This window comes from Halomonas cupida (assembly GCF_900142755.1).
Taxonomy (GTDB): domain Bacteria; phylum Pseudomonadota; class Gammaproteobacteria; order Pseudomonadales; family Halomonadaceae; genus Halomonas; species Halomonas cupida.
In genome coordinates this window covers 115,204-127,448 of sequence record NZ_FRCA01000007.1, presented here as the reverse complement: position 1 = coordinate 127,448, position 12,245 = coordinate 115,204, and the positions used below count along the sequence as shown (strand labels likewise).

Annotated in this window: 9 protein-coding genes; 1 reads left to right on the top strand and 8 read right to left on the bottom strand. The window is 50.6% G+C overall.

The features are described from left to right. Nucleotides 1–75: 75 nt before the first annotated feature. From BUE38_RS13695 to BUE38_RS13665, 8 genes are all read right to left on the bottom strand, one after another. Nucleotides 76–1,323 (bottom strand): SIR2 family protein, encoded by a 1,248-nt coding sequence (locus BUE38_RS13695; RefSeq protein WP_084541939.1) that lies wholly within the window; start codon nt 1,321–1,323, stop codon nt 76–78. A 121-nt stretch (nt 1,324–1,444) separates the two neighbouring features. Continuing rightward, complete coding sequence (locus BUE38_RS13690) at nt 1,445–2,518, bottom strand: hypothetical protein (protein ID WP_143166327.1); 1,074 nt, start codon at nt 2,516–2,518, stop codon at nt 1,445–1,447. Nucleotides 2,519–2,793: 275 nt separating this feature from the next. Continuing rightward, nucleotides 2,794–3,657, bottom strand: coding sequence for a DUF2971 domain-containing protein (locus BUE38_RS22610; RefSeq protein ID WP_143166326.1), 864 nt, complete (start codon nt 3,655–3,657; stop codon nt 2,794–2,796). Nucleotides 3,658–3,922: 265 nt separating this feature from the next. Continuing rightward, the gene (locus tag BUE38_RS13685; RefSeq protein ID WP_073435778.1) at nt 3,923–6,544 is read right to left on the bottom strand and encodes an AAA family ATPase; all 2,622 of its coding nucleotides are present in this window, start codon (nt 6,542–6,544) and stop codon (nt 3,923–3,925) included. A gap of 112 nt (nt 6,545–6,656) precedes the next feature. After that, nucleotides 6,657–7,160: a hypothetical protein gene (locus tag BUE38_RS13680; protein ID WP_143166325.1), complete on the bottom strand. Its 504-nt coding sequence runs from the start codon at nt 7,158–7,160 to the stop codon at nt 6,657–6,659. 468 nt (nt 7,161–7,628) lie between these two features. Then, nucleotides 7,629–8,645 carry a hypothetical protein gene (locus BUE38_RS13675; RefSeq protein WP_073435776.1) on the bottom strand — a complete coding sequence of 339 codons (1,017 nt, stop codon included), beginning with the start codon at nt 8,643–8,645 and terminating at the stop codon, nt 7,629–7,631. A 619-nt stretch (nt 8,646–9,264) separates the two neighbouring features. Next, a complete protein-coding gene (locus tag BUE38_RS13670) occupies nt 9,265–10,161 on the bottom strand; it encodes a DMT family transporter (protein ID WP_073435775.1) in 897 nt (298 codons plus the stop codon). Nucleotides 10,162–10,478: 317 nt separating this feature from the next. Beyond that, nucleotides 10,479–11,084, bottom strand: a complete 606-nt coding sequence (locus BUE38_RS13665) for a CGNR zinc finger domain-containing protein (protein ID WP_073435774.1) — start codon at nt 11,082–11,084, stop codon at nt 10,479–10,481. Between the two features lie 129 nt (nt 11,085–11,213). Between BUE38_RS13665 and BUE38_RS13660 the strand changes: the two genes are divergently transcribed. Then, nucleotides 11,214–12,128, top strand: coding sequence for an alpha/beta fold hydrolase (locus tag BUE38_RS13660; protein ID WP_200802185.1), 915 nt, complete (start codon nt 11,214–11,216; stop codon nt 12,126–12,128). Nucleotides 12,129–12,245 lie beyond the last annotated feature (117 nt).

Below are 12,245 nucleotides of genomic sequence, written 5' to 3'. Positions count from 1 at the left end.
AGCGCTTTACGCCCGCATTTGCGGTTGGCTTGGAGGGCAGCGGAAAGCCAGTCCGACAACATGCGCTTGTTAGGCCTATCTTGATTGGCTAAAAAGAAACTCGACTGCATCCATAGAAAAACCATCTGTATAAACATCTGCTTTGTCGTAGTCAATAAATCGGTATCTTTCGATTAATTCATCTTTGCCTTTTGTGTCCGTCCTATAGTCGACGAGCTTTACGTGGTTCTTATACCAGTCTAAAAGCGGTTGTTCCCAAGCCACTTTTTGGAAATTAGATATTATTCTATAGAGGCATATTCGAAGATAATCATCGTGTAAAGGCAGAGAGAACCCGATAATTGACACACCCAAGTTCATACCACCAGCATGCCCCCAACCCCACCAAAAATCCAAAAACGGGTTTGCATAGACAATTTTCATATGAGAAGGAGAGAGAATCATAGGGACCGCAGGTGGATCGAAATTTCCGTAAAAGCGATCTATGTTCTTTAGCCTGTAAATATTTATTAGCGGATCATCTTCATTTCTTGGCCCATCAACTAACGGAAAGTGGCCATACTTATCATTGTTATTGAAAATTGGATCGTTAGGTGCCCCATCTACACCTTGTTTTTTAAAAGCCTCTAAGCCATGAAGGTAGGATTTGTTACTGAACCAATCCAACGAACCATGCAGCTTTAAGATCGTAACTTCATCTCTGGAGTCGTCAACTATATTAGCCCCGTCACCAATCTTGCCGTATCGATGCGGGAAAAGCCTATAAGGCTTACCAACATGCTCAAGAGCTCGCTCAAGAACAACGTCATAATTTAGCGTTATCACAATATCATTTACTGACAATTTCTCAGCAAATTCATAATATTCATCTGGCAATAAATCCTTGCTTGGTGTTCTCTCGTGAATTATCTGCCCAATGAATCTTTTCACAAATAGCTGAGCTGCATTGCCGTGCTCACTTAAGGTATCGCCCCCCTCTAACCCAAGAAAATGCTCGATATCGAGATAGGACATAAACTCTTCTAGATCTATGGTATCAATAGACAGATCAACGCCATCGCTTCTTTTTCGGTAATCGATATAGTCCTGAATTGCCCGGTGAAAACGATTGTCTTTTCCAAGCAATCCCTCTACTCGCCTGACAACTTCGGGATATAACTCTGCAGCAGTAGGAAGCCCCGCCGGAACAGAAAAACCAGCCCCAAGCACAAAAATGCGAAACCCAGGATGTTCTTTACTCAACTCTATCCCCTCTTTATTTTTTGAAATATCAAAAAAAGCCTGCTTGAGCCTTTTTCCCTTTAATTTTTTCCTACTACCCATGACTGGTTGAGGCCTAACGCCGAGTGGTGCTGCAGACTTTTGCGTAGGAGGAACGACGGAGTAAAAGGCTGACTGGCGCCGAAGGCGAGTACAGGCACGACTTGTTATACATATTTTTCGGTCATACTTTCCACTCCATCGCGATAGCTAGATGTTTGGTAACGATGATTGGTAAAGACGAGTGCTTGGCGATGGCAGATCCTTTCTCTTCATCAAACCTTTCAGGACTGAGCCATAAAGGTCCTTTAACGCTACCTATTAACGAGTTCGGAACCATATTAGCCATTTCTACGAGCAAATGAATTTTTTCATCAAGCTCTGGACTGTCGGATGACAACCCATATAGGTTAACAGCTTGTGTTCTGATCTCTTCTGCAAGCTTAGAAGTGTCTACTGTAGGCAAGACATCAATAAGCGCCAGCAACAGCACTAAAAGCGTTGAGTAACTTGAATTATTTCTATGTAGATGGGGATGGCGACTTTGTTGACGCTCAAACTTACTTGTAATCAAAAGCAATTCTCTATACTCACCCTCGAAGGCAAATGAATCAAGAAAATCACTATCGGTTTCAAACAACTCTATTTGTTTTTCTGGGATTATCCCAAAGCCAGAGTGCAACCCACCAACTTCTTTCAGGTCAGACTTGAAGTCGCCCCAGTCAGAAATATTAATATATATAGAATCCATAGTTGGGGGGCCGAGCCAGTGCTCAGAAACTCCGGGAATAATTATATGGATTTCCGTAATTCCACCAACAAAATTGTCCCATGCGGCAATCCAAAATACCCGTTTAGACTGGGGTCGAACGACCAAGGAGGTCAATCCAAGGTTTAAGTCTATCAATTGCTTCAGTGCCGCGTTGGCATCCACCAGTTTTTTGGTGGTTTCGATCAAGCTTATGGAAGCATTAGGCTCATGCTTTGCAATATTATATAGCTTGCGAAAGCTATCAAGCTTCTGATATTCAGAAATGGGAAGACCTTGATTTTTAGCTTTCGATATAAAAGAAACTAGATTACCGCTTGAACTGCTTGCTGGGAACACTATAGTTTTTAGAAAAAGCTCCAACTTACCGCCTAAAAATGAGACCTTTTTCCTTATGTCTTCTTCAGTATAATCTGTATGAGCAAGCTCACCCAGTAGGCGCCTCTCGTTAGAAAATACACCCAATATTTGTTTTCCGTAAGTTTCCACTTGTACTACCTATATTTATAACAGCGTTTTAGACGGCGCGTTTTATGATTGAATGAACATGCTGGCACTTCGTTCCGAAAAATGCAGCCTGCCAGATTCTCCCAATCTATGATTCTTTATTCTATTAATTTCCGTTAGGGCGAATAGCCAAAATTCCCGCTTCTGCTGCATTCCCAAGAATGACCGCTTAGAGTCAATAGCACCTTGTGCATGGACGTTCCTGTTTCGGACGTTCAGATAATCCTGATTATCGCGCCAAAATAAAATGGTGTGCCTCACGCGCCCGGTTTTCGTGGCTTGTAATAAGTCATTGCATCATAAACGTCAGCTATCGGCTGCATTCGCATAACAGAATCTTCGATATCGACTTTGACACTCGCGTCATTACACAGTCTTTTAACCGTATCCTTAAACCAAGGGTCTGCGTGTGGAGAAACTACCACTTTATGAATCATTTGCTCTAGGTTAACCTCGAACAAACGTCCAGATTCATCACTTTTTGGAGTCTTTGAGAGATCTATATTTGAGTTCCAAGCTACTACTCTACACTCTCGCTCAAAAGCGTATGGCTTCGATTTGGCTATGAAGGGATCTAGCGGGTTGCCGGAGAAGTTATCATTGATGTGATCGATATAGCTTACTCGCTGGATTTCCAACATATTACATGAAAAAACAGGGGCTATAGCAGCTTCTAATCGTTCATTAGTTGAAAATATACACACTGAGTTCTTATCTTGACCGTATAACTTCCACATAGCCGCACATTCATGCTCTGATTGGTGCCAGCAGCTTACGTACAACCATTCTTTGCAGGCAGGAAATAGTCTTTCAGCTTCATCACAAGGATATGAACCAAACGGTGTGTCAAATAACCTTCTCTCAATCTCGTTGTGTGCCGTCTCAAAATCCTCGAGCCGAGTGACTCTCGCTGCAGATTTTTCGTTAGCTGAAGGCCATGCACCATTTAATGCCAAGTCAATGATTGCTGGAGAGTTCGATGTTTTAAAAAAATCACCGACAGTTAGCCCACCTTCTAAGGCATCCTCAAAGGCTGACATTTTTGCGAGATAAAGAGCCCTAGTTTGAATAAGGCTTGCAAATTTAGGTAGGTCCATATACCGCTGAATAATTTCAGACATCCTTCCTCGCCTTCTCTCTGTACTACTTACAATCGAATAGATAAATTCTCATATTAGGCAGGCATTTGGATTGCCTGAGAAATCTCTCATGTCTGCTCAGGGTCGTCAGTTGCCTCTTCCATCAGGTTATCCTTAAGATCAGCATTCGGCCAAGAACGGGCGTTCAGCCAGCACTGATATAACGCCCACCATAACCGGCGAGCAAAAGCATGCGAAGCGCCACTTTTGCCCGTCAGAGTTGATGACGTTGTTATGCACAACTTTGCTACGGAGCACTCTTCGCAGCCTTCCGTCGAGTTTTTACTGTATTCACGAGTGCTCGAAGATCGGCAATATCTTGCTTGAGTTCACCTGGCGTAGGAGGCGGATCGTCCTTCGCGGAAGCAGGATCATGGGCTTCTACGACATCGTGGCATCTTTGATTGAGCCGGAATAACTCGTCCACCTCGGTTTGTTGAAGACCAACCACCTCTGCTAAGCGCTTTACCTCGATATAGTCTCTGAATCGCTGAACCGTTCCATTGAGAAAATGGTCTTGAACTACACGCTCAATCGTGGCCCGCAGAAAACTATACTGTCGGGTAATTTGTCCTGCAAGTTCTTCAGAAGGCTCGGGCGGCCACGGCAACTTCTCAAAAGCCTTTTGAGCCTTTTCCAGTGCATCGATGCGGTCCCCGAAGCTTTTGTGCACCCACGGCAATCCCGGCGTGACAATCCCTACACTCATACCCACACGTTCGAGGCTAGTAATTTCTGGATCGATTGACGCGTGCTTACACTCAGTGCGCAATTGCTCCAGAAACACGACGTCATGGGTGAACACAATCACCTGCCGAGCGCTTGCTTCCTTAACCATGCGTTTTGCGACTCGCCCTCTTCTCTTATGATCCAGTGAAGAGACTGGATCATCAAAAACGATTCCGCACGAGTGATCCGCCAACGATAATTCCGCGAAAAACGAACCAAGGGCGACGGCACGCTGTTCACCTTCGCTCAATATCTCGTATATTTTGTTCGTAGTTGGCAGATCAAGCAGTAGCTGATGGAGCATCTTTCCCCGGGAACTTCTCTCCTTAAGCTTCGTTTTGATATGCCCTATGCCCAAGGCGTTGAATTCTTCATCAAGGGCCTTCCGGAGTTCCTCGGTGACTGCGGCCGAGGCCAATTCCTTCGATTTGTCAGAAATCGGACGGGTCTTTAGCTTTGGTCGGCAAGTTTCAAGCGTAGCCTTCTTTTTCATCCGCTCAAGCAACGCGATGACTCCCTTCAAGCTCTTGGCCAGACTTTGCCTCGCAGAGAGTTCTCTCAGTTCCTTGTCGAGCTTGTTCCGCGTCTCTTCGTCCGCGGCTCTCACCAGCCTCCGATATCCCTTAAGCTGATGAGCGGCAAGCTGCCGAACTCGTACTCTCGGCGATTCGATTAGACCGGGCATATCGTTCCATTCTGATGTTCTCAAGCAATTGAGCATCGAGTGCCTTCGGGAATCAATCGAATCTTGGAGCTCTGTGATTGCTTGGGCTATCGATCCATCCAGCGCCTTTAGTTCATCCCTTAGGGCTTCGTCAGCGCCAATCTTCAGATTAGCCTCTTCGATTCTTCTCTTAGCTGTCTCGACCTTCTTGCGAGCTGCGTCGGCAGCCTTCGCAGCATCGTTCTCTATATACTCCTCAAACCGGTTCAGGCGCTGATTCGCGGTTTTCGGCAAGTTTTCTTGACACAGAGGACAGACTTTTCCCTCGGCAGACGCCGGGAACTTCTCGCCCGGATACGCTGCTTCAGTAAAGTAGCGTCTTGCGGCTTCAAACAGAAATTTCCAAGTCTGATCTCCCGTTCCCGGAAGCAATTCCTCACCAGCACGCAGCGCGTCCGCTGCCTCCTTTTCGACGGCCTCAGCGGTTCTCTTCTCTTCATCGAGTTTCTGGAGCTTTTCAACTGCCTGATCGCTGACCCAGATGAGTGGTCTGGACAGTTTTTCTGCGTAGGCCTTCAACCGCATCGACGAAAGACGAAATTCCTCAGCTTTGGCCAGAGGATTGATTTCCTTAAGAGCTGTTTCGAGCTCGGTGATACGCCTGGTGCCGGCTTCTGTCAGTGTTCCAAGAGAAGTAATCGCATCCACGTCTGACTTGGCGGAAAGACCTTCGATGACTTTTCCAACTTCTGTACCACCAAGGAGATGGTCGAATGGGAACTTGTTGACGTCAATTCCCGAGATTTCCGTTTCGAGCTTCTCCGAGAGTGTCGGAAGAACATGGTTTGCGAGGTTTTCAAGGATATCGAGCCCGTAAGGAAGGTAAGCGACATCTTTCTCCGCCGTAATGTATGAGCGAGCGCACTTCGAATCGAAGACAGAAATTGTGGAGAGACGATCTGGCGGTGTCGCGTCGCGTGACCATTCGACCTCTTTCAAAGCACCCGATACTCTTACATCGAATTTGGCTGTCGGTTCCTTTGTTGCAGCTGCGGGATTGTTTGCATTTGGGTGAATAGGGTCAGATTGCTCTCTGGCGCGGCAAGCTCTTTTCATGACACGTGCATACCCAGACTTACCGGCACCGTTTCCTCCATAGATCACGGTCATTCCGGCTTCCGAGAAAGTCAGCTCGTGGTCGTTTGGGATCTGATTGACGTCATTAAGATCACGCAACGCAACAAGAGTAACAGTCTCTCCAGGAGCGCGTTCAGCAGGAAGGTGCTCCCTAGTCAATGGTACCGCCGCCACGGCATTGTCGACCTCTATGCCATTTCCCTCCTTGAGAAGTGTGTAGAGTTCGGAGTAGTCGACTGCCTCCAATCCGTCTTCTTTTTGGAGGAGGCGCCGGCACGCATCCCGCTCCCAGGACGGACGGGATTGAGTCCACTCTAAAATATCATTGAGGAGGGCCATTTAACTTCCTGCGTCGTAACAATGCATTTCGTTGAAGAGATGCTTCATTGCATAACGTCTTGCTCACTGGAAAACTGGAACAAAGCGGAAATTTGTCCGTGTACAAAAATTGTTAGAGACATATATTCAACCCAGTGACGGCGAAAATCGATAACAGCAAACCCGCCAGAGTAAACCCAGCAGCCAGCTTTAAAAACAATCGCTTGCGCTGCAATACTGATTCTTTGTGCTGTTTTACATCCGCTGGGATTCTTGCATCAATCTTTGTCTCTTTTGGGTAAACTCCAATTAGAGCAGTTGCCAAGGCGATGAAGAAAGCGACAAGCAGTACTATCCGGAAACCATCAGTGATCGTTGATTCGTGTAGAAAGGCAGCTCCGCCACCCAACAGAGCAACATTCATGGTTATCAGAAGCCGCAGCACATCGTTAGCAGTTGAGATATTCGCCTTTACGGTCTCGTATCCCCATTGCCGATAAAAGACTTCATCTTCAGTAGGCTGCCGTGCGCTACCCTTCATCGGCCCATCACTCATTTTGAACTGTGACCGTATTTGTTGCTTCACAATGCGGGCAGTCAACAACGTAGGTCGGCGGTCTCGGCGTGTCATCGTCAAGCAAAAACATCCTGGCGCCATCCGTCTCAAATGAGGAGGACCTCCCACACTTCGAGCATTCATATTGGACCTCAGCCATATATAACCTCCTTAGGTTAATCTTAGCTTCTAATAGATATTATATAGCATGCTTGATATGCCTCTTGAACGCGTACGCACGGCAAACAATTTTATGCTGCGCGCTCGTCCACTTCTCATCCTATTCGTATGGCTAGGCTGCATAACACCGATCATCGTGCATGCCACCTATCCTCAATGAACTTGCTTGCTGCCTTTGCCGGAAGGGCCGCTTTGGGTCGAACTCAGTCATTATGGGACCTTTCATGTCTTTATGGTGAACGATCACTCTAGGAGGAAATCGTGCCGACATTGAGCAAATGGGGCACAGCAACATCTCACCGAGTTCACACTTTCTTCAGTCAGATACGCCAGCCTCCTCCTTTTATTGGAACAACTTGAGTTTCATCATCAGGGTACTGTCTCCGGCATATACGGTATGTCTAGGTAGAGGCCGCCGTCCTGGAGTGATGTGCACAGGATACCGCCTTCAGCGACCATATCGTCCGCAATGTCTCCTATAACCTCAAAAACACCATGGTCCTGCCATGTGCCGTACTGGGCCGCTATTGTGTAGCAAGCTTCGTCCAACCGGTGGAAATACGCTTCAAACCAATGGCCAGCGAGTGTTGCTTCAAAATTCGGCCTTTGGGACAACTCTAAGCCGTGTCCAGCTAGGTTTCCGAGATAATAGGCTGCGTATTTCAGCAAGTTACCGTAGGCTCGGTAAACTTCGCAGTAAACCTTTTCCACTCCACTGTGTAAGCGATAAGCCTTGATTGATTCGTTGGCTTCCTGACGTGCTGTGCCCATGTGTGTGATCAGCGTTGCTTCATAAGCTTCTGTAGGATCTTCTCCGAAACCAGCGCTAAGGAGCGTGGCTGCATACTCATCCCAGCATGCTATGATCACATCGCTGCGGGCCCTGTCACGTATGTCCGTAAAGCGTTTACGCAAAAGTACGCCTGGGATAGCTGCCTCAAACTTGCCGGTAATCTCGACATGTGCGCACTCGTGGGCCACGATGTGCAGCGCCGACTGGAAATCAGGGTGGGTGTCATCCAGAAGTGGCCAGAGGTACTGGGCATTGACGACGATATGGCTTTTCAGCATGCCATCGCGGAGCACTGATGGCGTCATCGCGACGCCAACGACAGCCCCTTCCGACGGAGTGAGGGGGTGATTGCTCTCGTAGCCGCGATCTAGTTCAGCCAGTGCTTGAGCGTAATCCTCGGCAACTGTCACTCCGTCCAGCTGGGATAGATCAAATACACGGCTGAACTGACGAACTACCTGACCAATCAGGGTTGCGAGCATGCGCGCTTCGTCTTCGCTGGGAAGCGCACCCCGGGCGGTGATGGCAAATTGTTCAGGCACCGTGGTCGGAGCCTGATTGGTCTCTGTCTTGCCGGTCGACTCTGCCACCATGATGATTCCTCTGCTCTCAGAAGTTGGGATATGGGGCAGACTTGAGCCCATGGCCAGTTGAAGTTGAACCTGTATCGGGGCGCCATAATTGGCAGACTGTGTACTACCGATCAGCTTCGTGGTTCCCAAAAGTGACTACCATCGGCAACCTGCTGCAAAACAGTCGTGAACTAATGACGCTCTAACGTCAGCAATGGGTCGAAAGCAGCCATCCAAGCAAGCCATAACCATGCAGTCCCTCCAGATCCCAAACCGGCATCGACGTTACAAAATTTATCCATTATGTCTCTTTTAGCAGACAATAATGCTTATGCCCACTTTTTCGGCACAGTTTTTTCGTCAACCCGCAGTCAACGAAGCTGGTCGAGATGGTGTTGAAAAGGGTGGTGGGGGAGATTGTTCCTGAGTTGGTGAGCGATGCACTGTATGCAGGCACTTACTTCCAGTCGACAAAGCGGCTTTGGCCTGCACTACCGAACCACTGGCCGTTACTGATGGGAGTGGCCACGATGTCATGGCTTCACCAGGCTGGGGCTCTAGTGCCGTGCTTGGTGAAAGCAATATACGCCTCCGGAGAGGCGCAATGGCAGAAGCTGCTTCTGGATGGGCGGGTTGGTCGCTATTGGCTGCGGCACTCGCCGGTAGGCTGAGCCATTCGGCGGGTTGAGCTGCGTAGGCCCAGCCATGCATTGACGAAGAGCGTCAACAGGATCAGGGAGCCGCCGAGCAGGGTCGCCTGAGGTGGCTGCTCGTCCAGCCACCACCAGACCCACAGGGTGCCGAACACCGCTTCAATCAAATAGAACAGGGCAACTTCCGCCGATGGCAGATAGCGGGTCGCGTTATTGATCAGTGCGGTGGCCAATGGCATCTGCAATAGTCCCATCAGTGCCAGGACGCCGTAGCTTTGTGTTGTCAGGGCCAGTGGCGTTGCCATCGGCCAGGCAATCAATGCCGATAACCCGCCCCCTATGGCGATGAGGGGAACTCTGTCCAGGTTGGGGTGACGGCGCAGGAGGGTGAGGTTACCCCCGACGGCGGCTGCTGCGATCACCGCATAGATATCGCCGAGCAGGCCTTCGCCGGACAGCGAACCAGAGAACACGATCAGCATGCCTGCCATGGCCGCTATGATCGCCAGCCAGGTCCGCATGGCTACCGTCTCATGCAGAAAGCAACGCGTGAAGATGGCAGCAAACAGCGGGGCGGCACTCAGGATGACCACCACATTGGCGACCTTGGTGTTCATGACCGCGAGGACAAACAGGCTGGAGGTGATACCCAGCGTTATTGCAGAGAAGAGAGCAACGCTAGGGTTCTCACGCAGCGTCGCCAGCCTGCGCCCATTGAGGCACAGCAAGCCGAGCGATAGTGCCATCAGGGCTCCACGCCAGAAGATGATGTTCCATCCATCCGTCGCTGCCAGCCGGACCAGCAGGCTGTCGAAGCTCAGGACCGTGACGCCTGCGGCCGCCATCGCCAGGCCGCGTCCGTGGCCATGTAGAGAGAAGAACATTCAAGGTGCTCCTGCTGTGGTGCGTGATGGCCCGATGTTTAGCCGTGGGTGATCATGAGGAGGTTAACAGTTTCCCTGCCAGGATATGGCCCCCGGGGGAGGAGGGCTGTTCTCTTCACGTCAGCCCGCAAGACTTCTGCGACACGCGCATGCCTCTGCATATCTATCCATTCATGCATATCCACTTATACCCACCCATACTGCTCCACACTTCTTGAAGCCACCATCATCCATTGAATCCTGATATTCAATTCCTGCTGGTGGCCAGAAGCCGATCTGCTGCTGGGCGGCGAGCCGGTCAACGCCGACATTGTGATTCAGGGCGTTGCACCGCTGGTTCTCTTCCTGAACTGGGCCGCCTTGTAGCGGTTGCCGCACAGAGCCATGCTGCACCAGCGACGCTTGCGTGCCTTGGTGCGGTCGTAGAACCACAGGATGCAGTCAGGATGATCGCACTGTTTGACGAGGGTGAAGTTGCCTTCCACCAGTAACTGCGCCACCGACTCGGCGACCGGGCCGAGGAGGGTTGCGACCGGCTCACCGCATGCCGTACGAGTCAACACCAGGTTACCTTCGCTGTCGCGTTCCAGGTGCGGGACGCTGGGGTAGGTGTGCAGGTACTCGTTCAGGTCACTGATATCGCCCAACTGATCGTCCTTGCGCTGCACGATGAGCTGTCGCGCCAGTGCCCGTAGCGCTTTCGCCTGCGTGAGCAGCTCTGCAAGATCAATCGCCTTGTCCTCCGGCGCCGAAACGACACCACTCCGCTCCAGCCAATGGAGCACATCGTTGCCGCTGTTCCAGTATTCGATGACATCGCCGTTGTCGTGCGCCTCGGTATTCAGCAAGTCCATCGCGAGATGGTCACCCACCATTGGCGCCTCGGCCAGGCTGCCGTCGCTCGGCATTCCTGCATCTGTCATTTCGTAACCTCTAAAAAATAGTTTGACAGGTTATCAAGGGCTGGCTCATGCTCAGCCTCGAGTAACCTGTTTGGTTTGAGTATAGAGGTTATTAAAGTTTTCACACCAGCTTTAGCGTCGAGGAACACCATGAACACCAGAGAAATGCCATCTGCAGCCAGTGCCAACAGCACCGAGAATCCTGTGCAGATCCATTACAGGACCATAGAAGTCCAGGGCGTCAGCGTCTTCTATCGCGAAGCCGGATCACCGGATGCACCAGCCGTGCTGTTGCTGCACGGGTTCGCCGCGTCGTCATACATGTTTCGCGACCTGATTCCGCAACTGGCCCGGAAGTACCATGTGATCGCTCCCGACCTGCCTGGCTTCGGCCAGACCACGGTCTTGCCGGGTGTTGAGTTCAACTACACCTTCGACAACCTGGCATCGGTGATTGATGACTTCACCGTGGCCAGCGGGCTGGATCGCTTCGCCATGTACGTATTTGATTACGGCGCTCCGGTCGGTTGGCGTCTGGCGGTGAAGCACCCACAGAAGATCACCGCGATCGTGAGCCAGAACGGCAATGCCTACGAAGAGGGCTTGAGTGAGGGCTGGGCAGACATGCGCAAGGCATGGGCCGAGCCGACCGCTGAGAACCGCGAATCCCTGCGCCGGTTCAACACCTTCGAGATGATCAAGTGGCAGTACATCGAAGGCGTCAGCGACACCTCGCTGATTCCGCCAGAGACCTACCAGTTGGCCCATGCCGCCATCGAGCGCATTGGCGTCGAGGCACAGATGGATCTGCTGCTGGACTATGGTGAGAACGTCAAGCAGTACACGCAGCTGCACGAGTTCTTCCGTCGCTACCAGCCCCCGACACTGGCGATCTGGGGCGACAAGGACCCATTCTTCATACCGCCAGGCGCCGAAGCATTCAAACGCGACAACCCGAACGCCGAGGTACGTTTCCTCGACTCGGGCCATTTCGCCATCGAAACCCATGGCAAGGAAATCGCAGAGGGCATGCTGGAGTTGCTGGGCCGTAGCGTCACGACCTGAGCCACATCATCCTTGCGGATAGCGGGCCTGGCCGGAGAGTCGGCCATGGCTCGTACGTCGTCGGGAAGGAAGGTACCGTTGTAGCGGTATAGATGGTGTGAGGGCGGTGGGGGAATT